This window comes from Paenibacillus sp. F024 (genome assembly GCF_057814255.1).
In genome coordinates this window covers 1-311 of the sequence record NZ_JBVASZ010000126.1, presented here as the reverse complement: position 1 = coordinate 311, position 311 = coordinate 1, and the positions used below count along the sequence as shown (strand labels likewise).

Below are 311 nucleotides of genomic sequence, written 5' to 3'. Positions count from 1 at the left end.
ACGTGCGTTTGGGCTTATTTACCGGAAAAACGCGCCGAAGATTGGATATCTCCTTGCATAAGTTGAATTTTGGCCAAGCATTTGACGTCGTCATCACGGGGGATGACGTTCAAGAAAGCAAGCCCACGCCGGAAGGCTTGCTTATGGCCATGGAAGCATTAAACGCGAGCAAGACGGAGACCGTATTTATTGGTGACAGCGACGACGTTATGCAGGCCGGTTGGCAAGCCGGCGTTACAACGATTGGGGCGCTGTGGATGCCTTCAAGACAATCGACGGAATACCATTACGCTCCGGAGCATACCTTTCAC

Annotated in this window: 1 protein-coding gene; it reads left to right on the top strand. The window is 51.8% G+C overall.

Annotated features, from left to right (window positions below; all coding sequences use genetic code 11):
- Window positions 1-2 precede the first annotated feature (2 nt).
- A partial coding sequence (locus ACZYR9_RS27655) for an HAD family hydrolase (protein ID WP_488981499.1) occupies window positions 3-311 on the top strand: 309 nt, incomplete at its 3' end.